Raw genomic sequence first — 23,619 nt, forward strand, 5'->3', positions numbered from 1 at the left:
AAACAAATAGTCAGAAAACGTCAAAGGTTAATACCCGAACTCATCGTTTGGAATAAACCGGCTTTCACCGCCAAGTCTTTGCGTTTTTCAGGCCTAATGTAAGGGATCAAATCTCATTTAGAAAATAAATGGGATCGGGCAGCTCAACTCTCTCACACTTCGGGGTGGCTTGCGGGGATCATTCCAGCTAAACGAATAGATAATGCTGATTTCATGCGCACCACCACTGCCAATGCCCAACCGGGAGAGCGTGTAATCGAAACTGTATCCAAAAGTGAAGTTGTTGTGCATCAGGCCCACCATGGCGATCAGCGCTTCATTATTAGGAAAGCCATTGAACTGTTTGATTGGGATGCCACGGTACCACAAGCCGGTAATGAGAGGTTCAATCGTTACATAGGCGCCGAGATCTAACTGATCGTACAGCCCTTGTTTTTTGTAGTTGAAAGTGGGAGAAATACTTCTCTCTTGTCCGGCGTCAGTCTTTCCACGTTTAAATGGGCCCACCGGCAAATCAAATTTATACCCCCCATGCAAGGAGAACCTCCTCTGTAAAATGCTCTCGCCTGTGCCAAAAAAGCTTTGATCTGGTTGAGTAATATTAAACAGCGAAGCGCCTAACCAAATACGGTCATTATATATGATCCCCCCAAGGCCAAGATCAAAATACCTGACATTCACCCCAGGTGGAAATGCTTCCTGTGACACCGGTCGCACCAGACCATTTTCGTCGAATTGGTCTCCAAAGGTCAGATTATCGAAGTTGACATCCCTGAAGGTATAAGAGCCCTGAATGGCCGGACGAAAAGTCCATTTGTAGTTTAGTCGTACCTGATAGGCATACTGAAGTGCTACCGAAGTTGACCTTAACCCTTCTATCCCTTCTTTGTCGGTAGTAACGATTGCACCAATGCTACTGTTGTAGTCCTCTAAATTGTAATCGAAAAAGGCTGAATAAGTCTCAAAACCAGCACTAATACTGGGCCACTGATTACGGTAGTTGATGCCGGCCCTACCTCTTTGGTTAATGCCCGCCAATCCAGGGTTGAGGTACAGTGGGGCAGCATAATACTGCGAGAACTGAGGGTCTTGAGCCTGTCCGTTGTTTGGAAATAAAGAGATGACTACAAACCAAATGGGTATGACTATAGCCCAATTGATTGACTTTAAAATACCCATGTTCCTGTTTAACATCTCCCGCAAAATATTAAATTTAAAATCATTTATGAAATAGACACGATATAAGACATGACTAATCATCTCAATCTGCATTCGATATATTTGGCAAAAATTAGGTTGCCATTTCGGCCTGGTCAATGATTACACCTTAAAATGGAATGACAATTTCACATTACAGACAACTATCATATACTAACTCACCTATCCAACGTTCTACTTTTCAACTGCAAACTTGCAGTTTAACCTGGAATAATCGTCCATTAATCAATGGATCATTCTAACTTTACTTAGCAAAACTAAAACAACATGATTAACGATAGGTGTGTGAGAAAATTAGTTTTAAGTTGCTTTATTTTACTTCAGGTGAATTTTACTACGCTGGCACAGGATTTTACGGACCTGCACTGGCGCTTTGGAAGCACCTCTCAGGCTCTTGATTTCGACAAAGGTGACTTTCAGCCTATCGTTATCGACGACCAGGCCACTCCATTTGGGCTTGGTGGCGGCGTGACGATTTCGGATCCAATAACAGGCGATTTATGGTTCTATACCGACGGTGCCAATGTCTACGACGGCTCGAACAGAGTCACTCCCGGCGGCGCAGGATTAGGCGGCGACCCATCGCTTAATCAAGCCGCAGTAGCCTGTCCTGTGCCTGGAACAACGAGCCAGTTTTATATTTTCACCAACCCGGGCAGCGGTGGTGCCAATGAAATTCAGTTTTCTGTGGCTGATAAAAACCTCTCAGGAAACGCCTCGGCAGCTGCGCCTACACTCGGTGATATCAGCCAGTTGAATCAGTCTACGGGCCTTACCACACCAGCCGAAGCTATGGTGATCATTCCTGGTCCCAACAGGCAAAGGTTTTGGCTGCTGTCTCAAAACCGAACCACAGGCGACTATGTAGTATACGAAGTCTCCGCTGCTGGTTTTGGTACAACCAACACCTTCAATTTTTTCAATGCGTCAAATCCTACCGCTGAGGCCGCAGCTTTTGGCGTACACACCTTCGCGCCGGATTCAATCATCATAGCTGTAGCTCCTAAAACAGGCAACAGAAACATTCAAATCCTTCGTTTCGACTCGAATCTGGGCACCTTAACTTTTGAACGCCAGATCCTCAACACCGGAGTAAACGATGGTTCGGGGCAATCGATTTACGACGTAGAATGGTCCAATGACGGCACCAAGCTGTACTACTCAAGGCATGGAGGCAACAATGCACTTACCGGTCAGCTACATCAGTTCGATTTCGACTCTCTCCAAACTTCTAACAGCATCGTGGGAGGTTACTTCCGAAGCTTCGGGTTAAAAAAAGGGCCGGATCAGCGAATCTACCATTTGTACCAGGCGGCCAATAGCGGGCCATTTTCTATTGGCCGTGTCAACCAGCCTGATAGCCTGCCCGATTCTGTAGCTTACCAGGCGCAAATACCCGATTTTGGCGATGCACTGGGAAGGCAGTTCCCGGCCACCAGCACATCGGCACCCATTGTGTTCAATATGAGCTTTAATATCTTCGGCTTTTGCCAGAACACACCCACCATGTTTTCTCCAAGTGTGGAACCCACCCCTCAGTTCGTTACCTGGGACTACGGAGATGGTGGTGGGTCGCAGGAATATGCGCCCATTTATACCTATCAGAACCCCGGCCCCTACACTGTTACTTTAACAGCCTTCCTAAATGGGCAAAGCCAGTCTACGACACAGGTGTTGAACATTATTGATAATCAGCTTGAACTAACCCATCTCACCGACACAACGATTTGCCCGGGAGAAAAACTCCAAAGGAATGCACTTCCCAGCGGACAGCAGGGAAATTATTCGTTCCTCTGGTCGACCGGTGAAACCACCCAAATCATCGAGATCGATTCTGCGGGTACTTATTGGGCACAGGTAACCGACCTTACCACCGGCTGCCCGGCTTTCGCTTCTTTCGAAGTAACGGTTTATGGTAACGACGAGCAAAAAGCCAATATCTGGTATTTTGGTGAGCAGGCCGGCATTGACTTCAATGAAAACCCGCCAGCAGCATTGACCGATGAAAACCTGATGAGTTCGCCAGAGGGTTGTGCTTCTATTTCGGATCGGAACGGCGAGCTTCTCTTCTACACCAACGGACGAACGGTCTGGAACAAAGACCACGAGATAATGCTCAACGGCACGCTGATTGGCGGAGACAGTACTTCAGCCCAGTCTTCCATTATACTGCCGATTCCCGACAATGAAACGCTTTTTTACATAATTACCACCGACCAGGTATATGGTGATCGTTCCTATAACATGCGTTTTTCTGTGGTTGATATGAAGCAGGATTTGGCTCGTGGAGCTGTGATTATCAAGGACAGGCCACTGTTTACCAATAGCTCGGAAAAGCTGGCTGCGACCGGTGTTGGAGGTGGCACTACCTGGCTTTTTGGGCACGAGTATGGCAACAACAACTACAGGGCCTACCCAATAACTACCTCAGGCATTGGCAATGCTCGGATTAGCTCCATTGGGAAAACGCTCTCATTCGCAGAAGAACTCAACGGCCGGGGCACCATGAAAGTATCACCCACCGGCTCCATGATTGGCTCGGTAATTCCGGGAGCTGAAAACTTCCTCGAGTTGGTCAACTTCGACGCTGCCAGCGGAGCGTTTACTTCCCCACTGCTGATCGATCTGGAAGAACCAGCACCAAGCGAAGCCTATGGTCTTGAGTTTTCCTCTGGCGGTGCAAGAGTGTATGTCACCACTACCGGCGCTAACTCCAAACTGTTCCAGTACAACCTGGATAGCCTTCTCAACGCCAGCGTTACTTATTCTGATGACTCTGTCGTCCAGTTTATTGAGCAAAGTAAATTCCAGTTAGCTTCAGGAACGGGGTATGGCTCCCTCCAAATTGGCCCCGATCAGGTGATCTACATGGCAAAAGACAATAGCGGCAACCTTGGCACGATTTCAAACTCTAATGGAGATGAAGTGCAGGCAGGTTATAATGACCAGGGCTTTGATCTGGACGGCAGAATTTCCAGGCTGGGCCTTCCTAACTTTGCGCAAAACATACTTAACCCTCCACAGGATCCGTCGATCACAGTTGATGGTGGCTGCGTGGGCCAACCCACCCGGTTTACTGCTACCGGCACCTCCGATATTGACGAGTTTGCCTGGAACTTTGGTGATGGTGCCCAGGCCCTTGGCCCGGACACAACTCACGTATACCAGCAAGTAGGAACATTCAATGTCACTTTGAATATCACCAATCGCTGTGGTCTGGATACAACGCTGGTTCAAACGGTAGTAATCAACCCTACACCAGAGCAGCCCATTGTGCCTAGTGCGGTTGCCATTTGCGACGACAATGGTGTGGTGCTTACTGCCTGGCCTCAAGACGATCCAGGGCTCACTTATACCTGGTCAACCGGCGAAACGACCAGAGAGATCACTGTACTGCAACCAAGCACCATCACGATATTCATTACCAATGCGGCTGGCTGCCGCTCCGATACGCTAACTACCCTCGTGGGCGATCAACGACCGATTGTAGACTTTGGCCCTGACCAGATCATCTGTGCAGGCGAAGAACTGGATCCTTTGGACGCACAAAACCCGGGAGCCACCTACACCTGGGCGATTAATGGTGCAGGTACTGGCAATACAGGTCGTTTTCAGGATATTGACACATCAGTGGCTGGCGACTTCGAGTATGCAGTGAGCATTTTCGATGTGAACGGCTGCCAAACGACGAACCGAATAACCTATACGATCCTGGAAGCGCCTCAACCGACCGTTACTCCCTATAATGCATCCGGGTGTGCTATATCGGACGGAGCCTTAAAAATAGACGTCCCAGGTTCTTTCAGCTATAGCTACACTATTTCGAGTAACAACGGAACAAATATTATTCAAAACCGGCCAATTGACGGGCCTTTTACTGACAGCATTCCCAACCTACCGGCCGGATCATACAGAGTAACCGTGAGCAATACAGTGAACGGATGTACAACCACACTTGGTGCCGTGGGTATCAATAGTAACAATCCCTCATTCACAATCACATCTGCCGTGCCTAACAATGGTTGCGACGATGGCAACATCACCATTACCGCCAGCGCTCCAGGCAATTATTCTTACAGGGTGATTGACTTTTCGACAGGAATTGATGCTACAACCGGGTCGTTTACCGCCAGCACCAGCACCGTCACTTCCAATATTCCTTTTGGAACATACACTGTTGAAATGACAAATACAGCAGATGGATGCCTTCAAACCCAGCAAAATGTAGTGGTTGAGCAAGCACCAACGGCCGAATTCAACTTCGATCCGATACAAACCGACTGTGGCACAACTGGAACCATTGAGGTGAGGCCAGTTACGGGGAACGTAAAGTATACATGGACTGATCCTAACGGAGCGATTTTAGCCGACACTACATCCTCTGTAAATATTTCTCAGGGTGGTTTGTACACAGTTACAAGCTCCGGCCCAGGGCTTTGTCCTCAAACTGAACAAATCCAGTTCTTCCTTAGTGAAGACCCTGAGGGAAGTATCGCCGTTTCCGGTGATCCTTGCGATGGCGAGCTAACGCTGACAGCCGCTCTTACAAGTGGCGAGGATCCTGCTGACTACATCTTTGGCTGGAGCAATGGTGCTTCCTCTGCTACTACAGTAGTGAATCGGTCCGGCTCATATGCTGTGACAATCCGCAACCGCAACTCGGGCTGTTTTGTAACTGTTGACACAACTGTGCAAGTGGAGAACGTGCTTGAGGTCACCCTCATTCAGGAACCTGATTGCGATAACGAGACACAGGTGATATTAACAGCGCAGGCGAATATTCCCGCCCAGGTGACTTTTGAATGGACAGGGCCTGATGGAACTATTCTGCCAGAAACTACCGCTTCAATCAGCACAGGGCTTGGCGGACTTTACCAGGTCACAGTGAGAGGCATAGACAATAGCTGTGAAGCATCGGCAGAACTCAACGTCAGCGTGGTGCCTATTTTCGATTCAGAAATATCACTGCCGGCCACGTTAACATTCTGCTCAGAAGACCCAGCCAATGGTACAGTGGTGCTTGATCCTGGCATTTTCAATACCTATGAGTGGAGGAAGCTTCCAAGCTTGGACATTATTTCTGTATTGCCCACTTACGCTGCTTCAGAGCCTGGCACTTACGAAGTCACCTTCTCCAATGGCAGCATCTGCAGAACTGCCCGGGTAGTAGTAACTGACGATTGTCGCCCAAGAATTTTTGCTCCGAATGCCTTTTCGCCAGACGGCCGGGGGCTGCCGCAAAACGAGGCCTTCTATGTGTTTCCAAATCCGTACGTAACAGATTTCACTATTTTCATCTACAACCGATGGGGCGTGCTGGTTTATCAAAGTGACAGCATTGACTTCAGATGGAACGGCTATTTCAACGGCTCACCTTTGCCGGTTGGCACCTATGCCTATGTGATGAGGTACAAAAGCAATCTTGACGCTACCAACGAAACTTTCGAGCAACGGGGAGGCGTCACTCTTGTAAAATAGCTTCGATTTATCGGCGAGATTGACTAACATAGTTGAACGTTCAAATAAACTTTTAAAAGCACCTTAGGGTGCTTTTTATTTACTTGTTATGACAAGAGAAGAAGCCAGGGCACTGCTATTTGAAATGACAAAGGGAGACAGCCTCCGCAGGCATGCCCGCACCGTAGAGCTGGTGATGGAAGCCTACGCCAGCAAATTGGGAGAAAATGCCGATGAATGGGCCATTGCAGGCCTGCTGCACGACGCCGACTATGAAGCCTGGCCGACAGAGCATCCGAACCGCATTGTGTCACTGCTAAATGAAAAGGGGCTTGAAAAAATCGCTCATGCTATTTCAGCGCATTATACCCACTGGGGAGTGTCATACGATACGCTGCTGGACAAAGGGCTGATAGCCTGCGACGAAATCACAGGATTTATCGTGGCCTGCTGCCAGGTGCGACCCGATGGCATCGAGTCGCTGGAGGTGAAATCGGTGATGAAAAAACTTAAACAGAAAAGCTTTGCCGCCACTGTCGACCGGGACGAAGTAAACAAAGGCATGGAATTATTTGGTGTCACACCGGAAGAGCATATAGCCTTCATTATCGAAGTACTCAAACAAAATAGGGATGAGCTTAAAGTCTGAATTGCTCTATGGCCACATAACACTCGTTCTGCTATGTGTTTTCGTAACCTTGGGCTCAGCTATTGGTCAGAGTCCGAAAGGTTTTGACAAAGCATGGAAAGCCGCTGATGGCTATTTCAGAAGCTCCCTGGAGAGTAACGATGTGGTAGGTGGTGCTTTGGTTTTCGTTGAAAAAGGAAAGGTAATTGGCAGCAGCTATGTTGGCAAAGCTGACCTGAAAAGTGAGCGAAACGTGGATGAAAATACTATTTTCCATTGGGCCTCCATCACCAAAACATTTACAAGCATCGGAATCATGCAGTTGAGGGACAGAGGACTTCTGCAACTCAGTGATCCGCTAACCAAATACCTGCCCGAGCTTCGGATGGTACACAATCCTTTCGGCAGCATGGACGATATTACTCTTCAAATGGTATTGAGCCACTCCACAGGCTTTCGTGATCCCACTTGGCCCTGGGGTGGCAACAAAGACTGGCACCCTTTTGAGCCTACCGAATGGAGCCAGATAGTGGCCATGCTCCCCTACACAGAAATTTTGTTTGAACCCGGAAGCAAATACAGCTACTCCAACCCCGCCCTTATCTTTCTTGGCAGAATTATAGAGATCATTACTGGTGATGACTACGAGGTGTATATCGACAAGAATGTTTTGAAGCCACTTGGCATGCACAGCAGTTATTTTGACATTACACCTTACCATTTGCTGAAGTACCGGGCCAACAACTATACCCTTGTAAACGGGCAGCCGGTAGCCAATGGGCTCGATTTCGACACAGGCATCACCACCAGCAATGGTGGGCTCAATGCTTCCATCAGCGATATGCTGAAATACCTGGGCTTTCTCACTGGCCATCACGATGGTTTCGAAATACTCAAAAGGTCAACGTTAGAGGAGCTGTGGAAAAAACAACTGCCCATCGGCGTCGTCGATGGTATTGACGAGTCTATCGCTTCTTCCTTTTTTCTTGAAGACTTCAATGACATGCAGGTAGTAGGCCACACTGGCACTCAAAAAGCATTTTATTCTTTTTTTTATATTCATCCAGGCTCAGGCACGGCATGTATCTCCATTACCAATACCGATGACGGCAGCGGGCAGTTTGATCCTGACCAGTTTCGAATAGAGGCCAGTCATTACATTTTCAGAAACATTTTCACTCTTTATAAATGAGCAATTGGTAAACCAACCGACAAAGCAAAAACTAAAAACCACAGACCTTCAACGCTTAAATATTTAGCAATATGAAAAAGACATTACTATTGATTTCATTCATTTCTCTGATTGCCTTTTCTTCACAGGCACAGGATTTTAGGGGGCCCGACAAAAGCTCAATGGACATGGCTTACTATCCCGACAACTTTGCCCACGACCGAAAAGGAAGCGATGAGGCCCTCGTACGGGTAATTTATAGCAGACCCAAAAAGAATGACCGGGAGATTTTTGGAAAACTTGAGTCGTACGGAAAGGTTTGGAGAACAGGAGCCAATGAAAACACTGAGATCAAGCTTTACAAAGACGCTACGGTGGCTGGCAAAAAATTGAAGGCCGGCACCTACTCACTTTTCACTATTCCAGGCGAATCTGAGTGGACGATCATTTTTAGCTCAGCTCTCGACTATTGGGGGGCCTACAGCTACAAAGAAGACAAAGATGTATTGCGTGTAACTGTTCCATCAAAGAAAGTTGCCGATACGATTGAATACTTCTCGATTGTATTTGCTAAAAGCGGGGCAAATGGCGCCACTATGAGCCTTGGTTGGGACAAGACGGTGGTAGACGTCCCTTTTACGTTCTAACAACTGAAATATATCCATCAGTCTTTTTGGATCAAGCGAAAAACCTGGGGGATAAAACTCAAAAGGAACGTTATTCAATTCAGCAAATAGGCGGCAATAAAAAAGCAAAACTGGTTCAATGCGTCTCGCTTGGACCTTTTGCTTTTTTATGCAAGCACAAAATACCCATACCAAAAATCAATCCCACAGAAATACAGATTGATCCGTCGTGTTATCAAAGCAGCATTTTATTGGATGCAAAGAGAAAGGCTTCACCTTGGTGAAGCCTTTTCCTTTGTATTGTTAATGTCTGGTTTTAGTAATTCCGTCTGCGGACATCTCCCCCCGACGACTCGTCGATATTGACATATTGTGGCCTGCCAGAATAGGAAATGTCGCTGCCACTGCTGGCATCGGCTTCGATGTCGTCGGTGACCGTAATCGCTAAATCTGAGCCGCTAGATGCTCTCACCTTGGCTTTCTTAGCCACTAAGTCCATAGCATCCAAATCACTTCCTGAAGAAGAGCGCCCTTCGAAATATTCGGCCTCGCCCGACAGCTCCATATCTGACCCGCTGCTCGACTCAGCTCTGAGTGTTCTGGCTCTTACCTGTAGTTTCAAATCAGCTCCTGAGGAAGACTCTACTTCCAAATAGTCGGAGACAATGATCGTTTCCCCGGTCACATCTGAACCACTTGAACTTTTAATAGACTTGATATTGGTAACGGTTACGTAAACTGTGGCGTCACGATCTTTCCAATTCCAGAAGCTGTTATTGTTTTCAAAATAGATTTTGAGCTCTCCGCCCCTTACCTCTGTCATCAAATCGTCGAGGTCATCTCTGTCCACCTCCACTGTAACTTCCTGGCGGCTGCCCTGACGAATGTAAACATCAATTCCTGTGCTTACGCTCACGGCATCGTAGGAAGAAACCTTTCTTTCCTCCTTTACCCGCTGAGCGACAGCCTGCTGAACCACTAGTGTCAAACCAAGTAGCAGCAAAAATTTGCTTAGTCTGTTCATGATATAATGAGTTTGTCCTTAAACCAAAGATGTGATTTAATTGTAAAGGTTGCACAATCAATCACATCTTTTTTCTTAGACGCTCAGTATAGAACCGGTGTTACAGAAATGCCTAGTCGTTGATAAGGTAGCCGTCGGCCACTACTTTGTATTTGTCGAAAATAACGCCCGCAGCTCTGCGTAGTTGGCGATCAAGGTTGTCGGCACCAAGGGCAAACACACCTGAGGCATATCCCTGCCACACTGCACTGTGCTTCCTTCTGTCGACAAGGATAATCAACAATGTCCCGGAGTCCATCGTATAGTACCTCGAGTCATACTCCCTTTTTCTTGAAGCAGCCTCAGCATTTTCGAGTTCGGTAAGCTCTGCATCACTCAGGTAAACCTCATCCTCAAATTCATCATTGGAGGCCAAAGATACTTCCTTGTTGAGATATGCATTAAGATCCTCCTGATTGTAGCCACGGTATTTCAGGTCAGAGAAGTAAATTTTGTAGTTAACGTATATATCGGGTTTTCTATTGGAGTAGCTATAGCCTTGTGACTCCATTCTGTTAATAATCCATTTCTCCAGATCAGGATTGTGGCTGGAGCTGTCACGCCTGTCGATATTCACAAAGTCGAAGGTCTTGTACTTGTTGAATCTTCCCAGATAGCTATAATCCGATTCGATGATAAAGTCTTTTTGAGAAACACAGGAGCCCAGGGAAAACAAGATAATTGTGCCAGCAAATAGTAAGATTGATTTCATACGTCTCGCAATTAATTGTATTGATATTAGATAATCCTCTTGCAGAATATTCGTAACTACATGAATTTCAGCAAACTTTCGTGAACCTGCAAACTTTTGATATTATTAAATCTTCCATCGTGAGCTATATTTCCTTTGGCGCAACCATTGATTCCTTTTTTTTGTATAAAGAATCCGGAAAGTCACGGAGGAAAAACACCCTGTAAATAAAATTTGTTTCCCAGAACTTCTTCACTGATAAATATTGTTCCTGCATTTGTTCCTCAACCAGTCAAATAGCAAAAAACTCGGAGACACTCTATTGAAAAACCTGAAATACATACCGATACTTTTATTGTCCCGCCTACCCTTCTGGCTGGTTTATATGCTGTCAGATATTTCATTTGTTTTTCTTTACTACCTGATTAGATACAGAACAACGACGGTAAGAAAAAACCTCACGGCTTCGTTCCCCGGAAAAGGCATTTCTGAAATCAAGTCTATTGAAAAAGCGTTTTACAGGCATTTCACCGACTTAATTTTTGAGTCTGGAAAGTTTCTATCGATAAGCGAGAAAGCTATCAAGCGACGGTTTCAGGTTCTGAACGCAGAAGTTTTCGAAGACTTTTTCAAACAAGGAAGAAGCCTGATTATGTATACCGCCCACTACGGAAACTGGGAGTGGCTGGCAGCCATACCATTGTCGCTGTCCCATAAGGTACTTACCTTCTACCAACCTCTAAAGTCAACTTACTACGAAGCTCTAATGAAGAACGCCAGGGAAAGGTTTGGAGCGGTGGCAGTACCATCTAAAAAAGGGTACAAAACGGTGATTGAGCTTGGCTCGCAGGGAGCGCTTTCGCTGACGTGTATTATCGGAGATCAGAGGCCTAAGAAAAACAGCAGTCGTCATTGGATAAAGTTTCTCAATCAGGACACACCATTTTTGATAGGTGCCGACAGGATTGCCCGAAAAACCAACTACCCCGTTTTCTTCCCTTTGATGAAGAAAACTTCGAGAGGGCACTACACGCTTGAATTCGTAAAAGTTATTGAAAACCCAAATGAAGCAACCGCCGAAGAAATAATAGAACGGTATGCTTCTATTCTTGAGGAAGCCATTATCGAGACGCCACATCTGTGGCTTTGGTCGCATAACAGGTGGAAGCTAAAAAGAGAAGATGGGTAACAGGAACATCAATGTGTTACTGCTACCCGATAGCAGCTGCTACGCCATTGAATATTTCTCTGCAGCGGCCCCTTTGAAAGACGCTCTGGGCTTAAGGTTAAGCACCTGAAACATCTGCTTGTCTGCGTCCACTTCCGGATTAGGCGTGGTAAGTAGCTTATCTCCTGCGAAGATAGAGTTAGCACCAGCAAGGAAGCAAAGCGCTTGTTCCTCCATGGTCATGTTCACCCTGCCCGCTGAGAGCCTTACCATGGCCTTAGGCATAATGATTCTTGCCGTGGCTATCATTCGGATCATGTCCCAAACCGGCACCCGCTCCTGGTCTTCCAAAGGCGTTCCCTCAACGGCTACAAGCGCATTTACAGGCACACTCTCAGGATGTTCCGGCAACGTCGACAATGTGTGGAGCATCCCCACCCGGTCGAGGTGAGATTCTCCCATACCTATTATGCCGCCTGAGCACACAGAAATTTTTGCAGTCCGAACATTCTCCAATGTATCCAGCCTGTCCTTATAGGTTCTTGTGGTAATAATATCTTCGTAAGCTTCTTCGCTGGTGTCGAGATTGTGGTTATAAGCATAAAGGCCTGCTTCCTTCAGCCGCTTCGCCTGCGACTCGGTGATCATACCTAGCGTGCAGCACACTTCCATGCCCATTTGGTTCACGCCTTTTACCATCTCGATCACCTTGTCAAAGTCTTTGTTGTCTCTCACCTCTCTCCAGGCAGCACCCATACAAAACCTCGTGCTTCCGTTCTCCTTGGCAGCTTTTGCATTAGAAAGCACCTCTTCAACATCCATTAACTTCTGCACCTTCACATCAGTGTGGTATCGTGCAGCCTGCGGGCAATAAGAACAATCTTCAGGGCACCCTCCAGTCTTCACCGACAACAAAGTGCAGACCTGCACCTCCTGTGGGTCGCTATATTCTCTGTGGACGGTCGCCGCCCTGTAAATCAAGTCTAACATGGGAGAATTGTAAATCTCCTCTATTTCTCCTCTTGTCCAGTTGTTTCTTAGTTCGGTCATTCCCTGATAGCGTAGGTTCGGTTATTTAATTTCAAATGAATAGGGCATGCGTGCCTGAATGCCCTCATAGTGCTGCAAATCTCTAATTTCTTTTACATAAGGGGCAAGCATCCCGTAGTTATTTTTGATAGATCGGGCTTCCAGTTCATTAGAAGCGCTTGAAAACATCTCTTCAAAAAAGTTTTTCTGCTTAGGGTAAAAGCTCAGCAGATAATCGTCGCCCAGCTCAGCCTTGTCAGCAGCAATTTTGACTGCATCGTCAAAACTTCCCAGCAGGTCAACCAAGCCAAGCTCATGGGCTTGAATGCCCGTCCAAACTCTTCCGCCAGCCAACTCCTTCAGTTTTTCTATAGGTAAGTGCCTTGCTTCTGCTGCCTTCGACGTAAAGGTTTCATAGCCTTCGTTCACACCATCCTGGATAATTTGTTTCTCAAAGTCACTCAACGATCTTGTTACAGTCATTATATCGGAGTAATCACCTGTCTTAACAACGTCGAAAGTGATACCCAGCTTATTCTCAAGGAACTTCTCCATGTTGAACATCATTCCGAAAATACCTATTGACCCTGTAATGGTATTTGGCTGAGCAACGATGGTGTCGCACGGCATGGAAAGGTAGTAACCACCTGAAGCTGCATAGTCGCCCATGGAGGCAATAACTGGCTTCTTCTCTTTGGTGAGCATGATTTCTCTCCAGATAATATCGGAGCCCGTGAGGCTTCCTCCTGGCGAATTTATGCGCAGCACCACGGCCTTTATTCTATCGCTTTCCCGGGCATTTCTTATTTCCCGGGCAAATTTTTCTGCTCCAATCTGGCCCTCTTCGCCCTCACCCATCAAAATTTCTCCCTCGGCAACTATTACCGCAATCCTGTTCTTGGATATTTCGTCCGGCGAAATCGACTTCTTATACTTCTTCCACGAAATGAATGTAATATCAGCGCTCTCCTCTATCCCAAGTTTTATCTTGAGCAGGGTCTTCATTTCATCTTCATAGGCTACTTTGGTGGCCAGGCCGTAGTCAACAGCATCAGCCACTCGCCTCACCTTCATTTCCGATGATATTTCCTTCAGTTTTTCGGCAGGGATGTTTCTTGCTTCGGCAATGTCTGCAAGAAAAGTATCATGAGCGGAGTTCAAAAAGGAGTTGATCTGAAGTTCGTTTTCTGGGCTCATGTCCTTGCGAATAAAAGGTTCGATGGCCGACTTAAACTCCCCTACTCTGAACACCAGCGGTTCAATTTCCAGCTTGTCGAGTGTACCCTTAAAAAACGAAATATTGGCGCTAAAGCCATTAAATTCAAGTGAACCCTGCGGGTTAACGTAGAGCTCGTCAGCCACTGACCCGATATAGTAGTCGCCTTCTGAAATGTAGTTTCCGTATGAGTAGATAAACTTCCCTGATGTTTTGAAATCCAAAAGGGCGTCCCTGACCTCTTTCAGGCTGGCAAAGCCTCCCGACAGATAGCCATGCTCAATGTATATGCCTTTAATTTTTTCGTCTGTTTTTGCATTCTTTATCACTTTCAAAAGATCAAGTACTCCGATGTAACTAGGGCCACTATTGGGGAAAAATTCCTGAAACGGATCTTCGGGAGTACGTTCACTTAAAATGCCTCCTAATGGCAGGTAGAGAACAGAATTATCTTTCACTTCTACCGTTTCTTCCGAACTACTCGAAGCAATGCCGACAAGGACAAGTATGCCCAGAAAACTGAAGATAAAAAGGCCAAGGATAGTGGCTAACAAATTTCGAAGAAAGGCCATTGAGACAGTTTTTGATTTATTTTTGTTCTTTGCAAATCTAACAAGATTCACCTAAGTTAAGAGCACCGCTAAAATTATTCACCTCCATGGGCATTTTCCTTTTACTCGGTTCCAACCAGGGCGATCGCTTGGCAACCCTTTTGGAGGCTGGCCGATTGATAAACGAGCGAATAGGGCAGATGGTTCGAAGTTCGTCGATTTACACTACCCAGGCGTGGGGCCAGACTGAGCAGGCCGATTTTCTTAACCAGGTGATTGAAATTGAAAGTGGTTTACGGGCTGAGGAGGTCTTGAATCAAGCGCTGGAAATTGAAAAGCACCTGGGGCGACAGCGGATAGAAAAATGGGGCCCAAGGGTCATCGATATCGATATTTTGTACGTTGGCTATGAAGTAATCAAAACAGATAACCTGGTTGTGCCTCATCCGCAAATCCCCTTCAGAAGGTTTACGCTTGCACCATTGACCGAGATTGCACCTGCATTTATTCACCCAACTTTAGGTAAAAATCAAACGCAACTACTCAGTGAATGTGTCGACACATTGGAGGTAACAAAGTTATCAGACGCCACCGCCAACACATAAAATAAATATTCTCAGATACATTTTTCTTCTAACTTCGGCAGCTAACGAGGACGCATGGAATATTACGAATATTTGCTCATTGTGGCAGTCGGGTTTATCGCTGGCTTTGTCAACACCGTGGCTGGCGGAGGCTCATTGCTGTCGTTGCCAGTTTTGATTTTTCTTGGGCTGCCACCTGCTGTTGCCAATGCAACCAATCGGGTAGCCATCATGGGGCAAAACATCTTTTCGGTCGCCGGTTTTCAGAGCAAAGGCGTATCGGCCCGGCCCTATTCCTGGTGGCTGGCTGGCTCGTCTCTGATAGGTGGTGCCATTGGCGCGTGGTTCGCTGTAGAAATTGATGCCGATCTTTTTAATCGCATTTTAGCCATCATCATGGTGCTCGTGGTGCTTTCAATCATTTTCGACTCTGTTTTCAAAAAGAAGTCCAATGGAGAAAAGCTGGATTTCATGCATCAATTGTGGGGAGTCATCGCTTTCTTTTTCATTGGCATCTATGGCGGGTTCATTCAAGCTGGCGTTGGCTTTCTTACCATTGCAGCGCTCACTCACATCAACGGGTTTTCGTTGGTAAAAGCCAACTTTGTAAAAGTATTTGCAGCATTAATCTATACCGGATCGGCGCTATTGGTTTTCATCATAGAAGACAAGGTAAACTGGACACTGGGGCTCGTACTCGCAGTCGGGAACAGTGCAGGTGGCTGGATTGCCAGCCGATGGTCAGTCGAGAAAGGCGACAAAGTGATTCGCATCTTCCTTGTGATTACCGTAATTGCATTGGCCATTAAACTTTGGTTTTTTACCTGAAAGACATGATTGCAGACAAAAAAGGCATTCGCTCCCATTACCCCCTTCTTCAAAACTGCACCTACCTGAATACGGCCAATGCCGGTGCCCTGAGTCAGGCTACACTGCAAAAGGGAACCGACTACCTTACAGAATTCGCACAGTATGCCAGCCAAAAGCTTCCGTCGTGGATGGGTGAGATGGAAGGAACAAGGAAACTGTTTGCGGAACTTCTGAATGCCTCAAGCGAAGAAATAGGCCTGACATGGGATACCTCGTACGGTATTTCCTGGGTGCAGCAAATGTTGCCGTCTGACCTCGAATTGGTTCTGGTAACGCACGATTTCCCTTCAGTAACACTGCCATGGATTCACCACAGCCGGAAAATTCACTGGATAGACTGGGACATGAAGAGCCACATTGATTTGGAAGCCATTGAAAAGGCGCTTTCTGGCAAGCCCAAGGTACTGGTGATCAGCCATGTGCAATACACTAACGGCTACCGGATCGACCTTGAGGCCATATCGGCCATCTGCCAAAAACATGGAGCGTTCCTTATTGTGGATGCCATCCAAAGCCTGGGTGTGATCCCTATCGATTTACAGAAAATACACGTCGACGTGCTGGCGGCGAGTTCTTACAAATGGCTTACCTCTGGCTATGGAGCTGGCATGATCTACGTTAATAAGCACTCGATAAAAAGGCTTCAGCAGGGAGCACTTGGCCCTGGTAGTATGACTGACTTCCTAAAGGATCCGATCCCGGCTGAAAACCTCAAAAACCCTCCACAAAGCCTCGAAGCTGGCCACCCCAAGCCACTTCTGATACTGATGCAGGGTCAGGCATTGAAAGAACTGAAAGCCATCGGGTGGCAAAACATCTACGAAGAGGTGAAAGCACTTTCGGCAAAGCTGCACACCGCTATTATAGGAGCTGGCTTCTCTCCTATGGCCCCCGGAGACGAGAAAAGCTGGTCAGGCATTGTGTCGTTCGAATGCGACAAGTCACTGCATCAAAAGCTGACTGATGAAAAAATCATCACTACCTACCGGCCCAATTACCTGCGAGCGGCGGTGCACTTTTATAATGAAGAGAGAGAGATTGATAGGTTGGCAGAAGTTATCTAATTTGAGGATACTATCTGACCAAATGAAAGTATCCCCTGTAGCTTGCTGGGCAAGCTATAAACTTGATCGTGTAATAATATATACCCGAGGGAAAGTGATCTCCGTCCCAATCATTTTGGTAGTTATAGGCATGGTGGATCATTTGCCCATCCCTTGAAAAGATATCCAGCTGACTGCCAAGCAGCCCTCTATCACTCAAAATTTCTAACCTGTCATTCCGGCTGTCTCCATTGGGCGAAAAAGCATTAGGAACTTCGTCTGCAAGAAGATCTCGTGGGCTATAAAAATTAACCAGAACAGTGTCAACCGAGGCAGGGCATATTCCGCCTGAAACTGTCCAGATTAACCTACTTAGTCCAGGTGCATCAGCCTCAATACCGGACGAAGAGCTTTCAGGCGAAAAAACATGCACATTTCCTTCTATGACCTCCCATCGGCCAATCCCGGCAACGGGGCTTTGAGCATGGAGTTGGGCTGCCTCAGCGAAGCAGTGATCAATGTCCTCTCCTGCATAGGCAAGGGACTGTTCCTGTATGGTTATGGTCACTGTGTCGGACGCCGTGCACTGACCAACTGAAACTGTCCAAATTAAGTTGTAGACTCCTGGTGAATCAAAATTCACTTCTGTTTGAGGTGAGGACTTATCAAAAAAGCTAACGCCAACATGCTCGGAGGCCCACACCCCTCCACCTCCTACATCGACAGCATTCAAACTTACGGGCAGGCTCGATGCGCAATAGTTAAAGTCGTCGCCCGCAGAAACGCCTTCTAACGAGTCACTTACAAATACAGTGACTGTGTCGCTCTTCTGTCCACAAGAATTCGAAACAGTCCAAACAAAAGTATTAAGGCCTGTCTGCATGTTGGCCACAACAGTGTTTGGATCCCCAATATCTTCAAACACGCCTGGCCCCAATGCGGTCCAAAACCCTTCCTCACCGTCACCCAATGAGGCCGAAAGTGTTGCGCTGTAGCCACAGACAGCTTGGTCAACACCAGCGCTTACGTCTGTTATTTCAATACCGCAATCTTCTGTACCCAACACCCACAATGCTCCCAAATCCTGTCCAAGTTCATCGTAGTATGGAGCTCCAATTACAAAATTATAACCACTTCCTGATGGGTAGACTAGAACTGATTGACCAAATCTGCTTCCTGGCTTTATATCAATGTTGCTTCCTCCCAAAGTATAACTTAGCTTTCCAGCTTTAGTAACATCGAAGTTTCTTTCCGTCTCAAAAGTCCAAACCGCCCCTGCATCTGCTCCGCCTGCGTTGTCCCTTGTAGAGCCAACCAAGAAGCCGTAATCGCCCTGCTCGTTGATATTTGCCACCACCGAAATAGAAGTACCAAACAGTTCACCTGAATTAAGCTCATAATTAAAGCCAGACTGATTTTTAGTAATCTTTTTTTGATTCTTGACAGTACCATCACCATGCAGAAAAAGGATCCAAATTGCTCCTGCATCAGGCCCTGCGTCGTCATCCCTCTGGCTTCCCACAATAAGTTCAGCAATACCATCCCCGTCAGAATCTCCAGCATTTGCAACAGAGCATCCAAAATAGTCTTCATAGCCCAAAACATTCGGGAAACCAGAATTTCCTCCGCTTATTTTTCTATTTGACTTGACAGAGCCGTCAGGGTTCATAAGCAATAGGTAAACGGCTCCGGTTTTGGTATTCATCCCATTGTCCCGATACGCCCCGACAGCCAAGTCTATGACACCGTCACCATCTACATCTCCCAAAGTCGTCACGGAACTCCCAAATGAAGCCAAATCAGCCAGCGACCCAGTAAAGCCTCCAGCCGTTTCGTTAATTTTCTGGTGAGTTTTTACTGTACCATCTTCATCTAGAAAAATTATCCAGACCGCACCATGTTGGTACCCACCGTCATGGTCGTAGACAGCACCCACCGCAACATCGGTTGTCCCATCACCATTTAAGTCTCCAATATTTGCTACGGAGTAACCAAACCGAGAATCTGAAGGAATTGTGGCAGCTAAACCACCTTGAGCGTTTGATATTTTATATTGATTTTTAACACTGTTATCACGGTTCAACAGGACAATCCAAATCGCACCGGATTGAGCACCACCATCATCAGTACTGCTAGCGCCTACGACAATATCCTCAATTCCATCGTTATCAAAATCTCCCATGCTGGCAACGGAAATGCCAAAAAGATCACCAGCACGGAGGTCTCCATCAAAATTTTCCTGACCCTTAGAAATAATCTTGAAAGTTGACGGGAGTTCAAACTGAGCGTTGCAAATAAACCCAATTGACAGGCCAATCAGTGTCAGCAGCCCTCCTCGCACTATGTTTGCAGTCATGCTTTTATTACCGAAGAACAATATTAGAACAAAATCATTGCCATCATCCAGCCCCTGCCAACTTTCTTACCTCATCTTCAGAAATAACCCGTCCATAAACTTTCATATCGTCTAAATAACCCCGGAAAGGCCGAACCTGGTTAATATGGTTTCCGATGGTGAAGCTTTTCATGAGATCGGCAATATCTACCTGCCCTCTGGATACAGCGTTAAGCTTGTCGTCGATATATAGTTTTAGGATTATGCCATCGTAAGTAAATCCCACCATGTGCCACTTATTGTCCGTCAACATGCTTGCAGAATTTGTCTGGCATGTATTTTTCCCCCCTCGCAAATCGGCCAAAACAACCCTTAAGCCAACTTTGTCTCTGACCAAAAATCCCAACTTGTCCCCATTATTGATGATGTGCTGTGTTCGATCGTCGGGTCTTCTCGCTAGTTTAACCCAGCAAAAAATAGAGAGCTGGCTTTTGAGAGATAAATCAGAAGTGACATCAATTCTAGCGCTATTTGGTTCGAAAAACATTGATGACTGCTCCTTCCCAAATCTATCATCGGCATTTGTAACCTCGCCCCAATTTATCGTTCGAAGGCCTTGGAAGTTTGAGAAAGAATCTCTTCCATCGAAACTAAAGTTCAACAACAATCCATCTGAACGACTAATGCTTTTGGTAGTTTTTTGTGTACAGGAAAAACTCAGCTGATAAAAAACGACAACGATCAGAACCCCAAGGTATTTTCGAGTTTTAACTCTATTCATTTTCGGGGCAAACTACGGTGGTAAAAACAGGTGCTCCGGCGTTGTCAACAGTCATTCTCCAGCATGTTCCATCAGGTGATTTCATAATCACTCCTTTGGAGGCGTTATCAATATAGACGTCGCCATTTGTAACATGGATTTTCGATTTTGGAGCAGAGGTGCCAACCCCTATGTTGCCTACTTCAGAAATTCTCATGCGCTCACTTCGCTCTATCTCGCCTACGTTAGTCGTTTCAAAAGCTATAAAAGAAGGATAGCTATTGACTCCTGTTCCAGTTCCTACGTACATTTGGATGCCCGCCGATCTCCTGTACACACCGTCATAATAGTATCTGGCATAAAACCCTCCAACACGGTCTCCATCTTGCACGTTGGTTGGGTTCTGATAAGTACCTCTCGATCTGTGAGATACAAAAGATGCATTGAGGTAATCTATCTCACCTGACGCATGCGCCATCAGGTTCATTGTATAGTTATTTCTAAAGATTACTGGCTCGTAATTGGAACTACCCACACCCGCAACCTCAAAATTGGTTTGAGGTGCTAAAGCCCCTATGCCGACGTTGCTGCCATTTGCATAAATTGGGCCACCTGCCTTATTAAAGTAGTTTGCGTTATTAAATGCAGATGACTGTTTCGTGCCGTCTGGAAACTTAATACCTCCTTCCAGGCTTTCGATTGTGCCATTAACAGAAAGCATTGATTCAGGATTTTGAGTACCAATACCCAAAAAACCTTTTTCTGTCAACCTCATACGCTCGCTTCTTTCAATTTCCCCAGCATCGGTTGTTTCAAATTTGATGAGTGAGGGATAGCTGTTTGCACCAGCACCGTTACCTACGTACATCTGAATCCCCGCAGCCCGCCTATAGTCACCATCAAAGTAGTATCTGGCATAAAACCCACCAACACGGTCTCCATCTTGCACGTTGGTTGGGCTCTGATAAGTACCTCTCGATCTGTGAGATACAAAAGATGCATTGAGGTAATCTATCTCACCTGACGCATGCGCCATCAGGTTCATTGTATAGTTATTTCTAAAGACTATTGGCTCGTAATTGGCACTCCCCACACCCGCAACTTCAAATTTGGTTTGAGGTGTAGAAGTCCCTATACCAATTTGGTCGTTAACGGCGTAAATGGGTCCTTCATTTTTGTTAAAATAGTTGGAATTAATAGCAGTTGCGGCGCTTGTTTGTGTCGTTCCATCAGGAAACTTTATCCCGCCGGAAGTTGAGTGAATAGTACCATTGACTGTCAAAGGTGCCCCGGGGTTAGGTGTGCCAATACCGATGTAGCCATTATCGGCAATCCTCATCCGTTCAACCCTTTCAACACTATTTGTGGATGTGGTCTCAAAGCGAATATTTGAAGGGTAACTCCCGGCACCAGCGCCGGCGCCAACAAACATTTGAATTCCAGTAGTTCGTTGATATTGTCCGTCCAGATAGGCCCTTCCGTAGACGCCACCGATCCGATCACCTCCAATGACGTTTTGAGGGGCCGCATAGGTTCCCCTGGATCTGTTGGCCACAAAAGATGCGTTGAGGAAGTCAACATTGCCAGAAGCATGTGCCAGAAGATTCATTGTATAGTCGTTACGGAAAATAATGGGTTCAAAGTTACCACTACCATCTCCCGCCAGTTCAAAATTTGTTTGAGGTGCCGCAGTTCCTATCCCAATATACTCCTCATCACTCGCATATATTGGCCCATCATTTCTATTGAAATAGTCGCTATTAAAGCTTGCAACTGTTGCTGCAGACGTCTGTACGCTGCCATCGGGGAATTTAATACCTCCTACGGTTGATTCCACAACTCCCTCCACCGAGAGTCTTGAAGTCGGGCTGGTGATCCCAACCCCTACATTACCTTCCTCGGTGTATATTGGACCCTCTGTTGTATTAATCAAATTGTCAGGCATTGCTGCTGAAATTTGAACGCTCCCGTCGGGAAATTTCAGACCACCGTCTGTAGTCTCGATCTGACCAGCAACGGTTAGCTTGGATGAAGGGTTATTTGTCCCAACACCTACCTTTTCATCAGTTGAAATTCCTTCACTTCCTGTTTCCCAAACATTATCTCCTGACCTTTTGGCATACAGCGCAATAGGGACTGCCAAAATCTGAGTTGTTCCCAATTCCACAAAATCTGAACTACCGGAGAGCCTGATTTCCACCTTCAAAAAGAAAAGATCGTCTCCCCATTCGATGGACGAAAACTCTCCGGAAAGTATTTCACCATTGCCTACAGGAAGGCTTACCGTTCCGAATGCGCTGGTTGAGGTTGAATGAATTTCCTGATAAATCATATCACCCGAGAAATCGCCCTTTAGAATACCCAATTGAATAGACAGACTTGTGTTACCCATCGGCTTACCATCTGAATCTCTAATCACCGCCTGATAGTTAAAAAAATCCTGGGCACTAGCTCGATTAATAATCAGCGTCATTAGGAGCACAATAATGAGTTTGGAAAGGATAGGTGTTCTCATTTTACTTTCGTCATTTTTTCGATTGAAAGGAGCTTACCATTTTGCTCCAGTATTATCATATATAATCCTGGCAAAAGGCCGGATGTTTCTAGCAAGAACTCATCTTGCCAAAAAGTCGTTTGAAGCACAATATTGCCTGAGGTGGTATAAATCCTAGCATTTACAGGTTGCTGCTTAAGCTTATCTTCTGTGGCAGCCTTTAAAACAATAAAATCTGTAAATGGATTTGGATAAACCTTTATGGCTTGAGATAAAACGAGGCTTGCTCCTGCTGGAGTTTCCACTAATTGAAATTGCTGAAATCCTTCACTAACGACCAGGTTACCAGCAGAATAGACATTGGTAAATGGCTCTCCCACCGACCACTCAACGATCAGATCACCTGAACTGACGGCGCTAGACGCACCCCCTGAGTTAAGTGTTTGTATGGAAACAGTCTGCCCAAAACATCCGCAGGCTGTAAAAAAAATAAAGCCGACAAGCAACATACTTTTTAGCATGAATAAAAGTACACAATGTCAGTTAATTTAAAAGCGAAATATAATTTATAATTCTTTCTTCAGCTTTTCCATCCCATAATTCCGTTACTGCCCATTTTTTTTTGATTTTCCTGCTTCAAATTTCCCCACACTCTCAATCAACTTCTTTCGATCAGAGTCCACCAGTTCATTGGTTCCACCATCGATTGTTTCAG

General features: G+C 46.1%; 17 protein-coding genes. 8 read left to right on the plus strand and 9 right to left on the minus strand.

All coding sequences use genetic code 11. From position 1 onward, the window contains the following. Nucleotides 1-117: 117 nt before the first annotated feature. Nucleotides 118-1,179 carry a type IX secretion system membrane protein PorP/SprF gene (locus tag ACMVP2_RS04065; RefSeq protein ID WP_416866829.1) on the minus strand — a complete coding sequence of 354 codons (1,062 nt, stop codon included), beginning with the start codon at nt 1,177-1,179 and terminating at the stop codon, nt 118-120. Nucleotides 1,180-1,503: 324 nt separating this feature from the next. Here ACMVP2_RS04065 and ACMVP2_RS04070 point away from each other — a divergent pair, with 324 nt between their 5' ends. The 4 genes from ACMVP2_RS04070 (at nt 1,504) to ACMVP2_RS04085 (ending at nt 9,121) form a co-directional block, all read left to right on the plus strand. Next, nucleotides 1,504-6,696: a PKD domain-containing protein gene (locus ACMVP2_RS04070; RefSeq protein ID WP_416866830.1), complete on the plus strand. Its 5,193-nt coding sequence runs from the start codon at nt 1,504-1,506 to the stop codon at nt 6,694-6,696. Between the two features lie 88 nt (nt 6,697-6,784). Beyond that, nucleotides 6,785-7,324, plus strand: coding sequence for an HD domain-containing protein (locus tag ACMVP2_RS04075; RefSeq protein ID WP_416866831.1), 540 nt, complete (start codon nt 6,785-6,787; stop codon nt 7,322-7,324). Further along, nucleotides 7,308-8,495, plus strand: a complete 1,188-nt coding sequence (locus ACMVP2_RS04080) for a serine hydrolase domain-containing protein (protein ID WP_416866832.1) — start codon at nt 7,308-7,310, stop codon at nt 8,493-8,495. Before ACMVP2_RS04075 ends, ACMVP2_RS04080 begins: the two co-directional genes overlap by 17 nt. Nucleotides 8,496-8,566: 71 nt before the next feature. Next, the gene (locus ACMVP2_RS04085) at nt 8,567-9,121 is read left to right on the plus strand and encodes a DUF2911 domain-containing protein (RefSeq protein WP_416866833.1); all 555 of its coding nucleotides are present in this window, start codon (nt 8,567-8,569) and stop codon (nt 9,119-9,121) included. Nucleotides 9,122-9,416: 295 nt separating this feature from the next. Here ACMVP2_RS04085 and ACMVP2_RS04090 read toward each other — a convergent pair whose 3' ends face one another. Both ACMVP2_RS04090 and ACMVP2_RS04095 read right to left on the minus strand, forming a co-directional pair. Then, complete coding sequence (locus ACMVP2_RS04090) at nt 9,417-10,124, minus strand: head GIN domain-containing protein (RefSeq protein ID WP_416866834.1); 708 nt, start codon at nt 10,122-10,124, stop codon at nt 9,417-9,419. Nucleotides 10,125-10,236: 112 nt separating this feature from the next. Continuing rightward, a complete protein-coding gene (locus tag ACMVP2_RS04095; RefSeq protein WP_339793681.1) occupies nt 10,237-10,875 on the minus strand; it encodes a DUF4136 domain-containing protein in 639 nt (212 codons plus the stop codon). Nucleotides 10,876-11,176: 301 nt separating this feature from the next. Between ACMVP2_RS04095 and ACMVP2_RS04100 the strand changes: the two genes are divergently transcribed. After that, a complete protein-coding gene (locus ACMVP2_RS04100) occupies nt 11,177-12,043 on the plus strand; it encodes a lysophospholipid acyltransferase family protein (RefSeq protein ID WP_416866835.1) in 867 nt (288 codons plus the stop codon). 39 nt (nt 12,044-12,082) lie between these two features. Here ACMVP2_RS04100 and bioB read toward each other — a convergent pair whose 3' ends face one another. After that, nucleotides 12,083-13,072: a biotin synthase BioB gene (bioB, locus tag ACMVP2_RS04105; protein WP_416866836.1), complete on the minus strand. Its 990-nt coding sequence runs from the start codon at nt 13,070-13,072 to the stop codon at nt 12,083-12,085. A 21-nt stretch (nt 13,073-13,093) separates the two neighbouring features. Next, nucleotides 13,094-14,839, minus strand: coding sequence for a signal peptide peptidase SppA (gene sppA / locus ACMVP2_RS04110; RefSeq protein WP_416866837.1), 1,746 nt, complete (start codon nt 14,837-14,839; stop codon nt 13,094-13,096). Between the two features lie 86 nt (nt 14,840-14,925). Here sppA and folK point away from each other — a divergent pair, with 86 nt between their 5' ends. Genes folK through ACMVP2_RS04125 form a run of 3 tightly spaced genes read left to right on the plus strand, consistent with a single transcriptional unit; the run spans nt 14,926 to nt 17,336 of the window. Further along, the gene (gene folK, locus ACMVP2_RS04115) at nt 14,926-15,423 is read left to right on the plus strand and encodes a 2-amino-4-hydroxy-6-hydroxymethyldihydropteridine diphosphokinase (protein WP_416866838.1); all 498 of its coding nucleotides are present in this window, start codon (nt 14,926-14,928) and stop codon (nt 15,421-15,423) included. Between the two features lie 54 nt (nt 15,424-15,477). Continuing rightward, on the plus strand, nt 15,478-16,230 hold the full coding sequence (locus tag ACMVP2_RS04120) for a sulfite exporter TauE/SafE family protein (protein WP_339793691.1): 753 nt from the start codon (nt 15,478-15,480) through the stop codon (nt 16,228-16,230). 5 nt (nt 16,231-16,235) lie between these two features. Further along, nucleotides 16,236-17,336 carry an aminotransferase class V-fold PLP-dependent enzyme gene (locus ACMVP2_RS04125; protein WP_416866839.1) on the plus strand — a complete coding sequence of 367 codons (1,101 nt, stop codon included), beginning with the start codon at nt 16,236-16,238 and terminating at the stop codon, nt 17,334-17,336. 10 nt (nt 17,337-17,346) lie between these two features. On the opposite strand, the gene ACMVP2_RS04130 is transcribed toward ACMVP2_RS04125, so the two are convergent. The 4 genes from ACMVP2_RS04130 to ACMVP2_RS04145 are packed head-to-tail and all read right to left on the minus strand — an operon-like array spanning nt 17,347 to nt 23,425. After that, nucleotides 17,347-19,671, minus strand: coding sequence for a gliding motility-associated C-terminal domain-containing protein (locus ACMVP2_RS04130; protein WP_339793695.1), 2,325 nt, complete (start codon nt 19,669-19,671; stop codon nt 17,347-17,349). A 43-nt stretch (nt 19,672-19,714) separates the two neighbouring features. After that, nucleotides 19,715-20,431 carry a LamG domain-containing protein gene (locus ACMVP2_RS04135; RefSeq protein WP_416866840.1) on the minus strand — a complete coding sequence of 239 codons (717 nt, stop codon included), beginning with the start codon at nt 20,429-20,431 and terminating at the stop codon, nt 19,715-19,717. Then, nucleotides 20,424-22,925, minus strand: coding sequence for a hypothetical protein (locus tag ACMVP2_RS04140; RefSeq protein ID WP_416866841.1), 2,502 nt, complete (start codon nt 22,923-22,925; stop codon nt 20,424-20,426). Before ACMVP2_RS04140 ends, ACMVP2_RS04135 begins: the two co-directional genes overlap by 8 nt. After that, complete coding sequence (locus ACMVP2_RS04145) at nt 22,922-23,425, minus strand: T9SS type A sorting domain-containing protein (protein WP_416866842.1); 504 nt, start codon at nt 23,423-23,425, stop codon at nt 22,922-22,924. The genes ACMVP2_RS04140 and ACMVP2_RS04145 overlap by 4 nt, the downstream gene beginning before the upstream one ends. Between the last annotated feature and the right edge of the window lie 194 nt (nt 23,426-23,619).

Source organism: Imperialibacter sp., from assembly GCF_048007035.1.
Lineage (GTDB): Bacteria > Bacteroidota > Bacteroidia > Cytophagales > Cyclobacteriaceae > Imperialibacter.